At 55.4% G+C, this 413-nt stretch carries 1 protein-coding gene; it reads left to right on the forward strand.

Going from position 1 to position 413, the window contains the following annotated elements:
- Positions 1–413 (forward strand): EF-Tu/IF-2/RF-3 family GTPase (locus tag QMX91_RS31365; protein ID WP_282413921.1); only part of this gene is annotated, 413 nt, incomplete at both ends.

Raw genomic sequence — 413 nt, forward strand, 5'->3', positions numbered from 1 at the left:
ACCACCACCTGCACCGGTGTTGAGATGTTCCGCAAGCTGCTCGACGAAGGTCGTGCTGGCGAGAACTGCGGCGTTCTGCTGCGTGGTACCAAGCGTGACGACGTTGAGCGTGGTCAGGTTCTGGTTAAGCCGGGTTCGGTTAAGCCGCACACCAAGTTCACCGCAGAAGTTTACGTTCTGAGCAAGGAAGAAGGCGGTCGTCACACTCCGTTCTTCAAAGGCTACCGTCCACAGTTCTACTTCCGTACTACTGACGTGACTGGTAACTGCGAACTGCCAGAAGGCGTTGAAATGGTAATGCCAGGTGACAACATTCAGATGACTGTTACCCTGATCAAAACCATCGCGATGGAAGATGGTCTGCGTTTCGCTATCCGTGAAGGCGGTCGTACCGTCGGCGCTGGCGTCGTAGC

This window comes from Pseudomonas sp. PS01299 (assembly GCF_029960145.1).
GTDB classification, from domain to species: domain Bacteria; phylum Pseudomonadota; class Gammaproteobacteria; order Pseudomonadales; family Pseudomonadaceae; genus Aquipseudomonas; species Aquipseudomonas putida_A.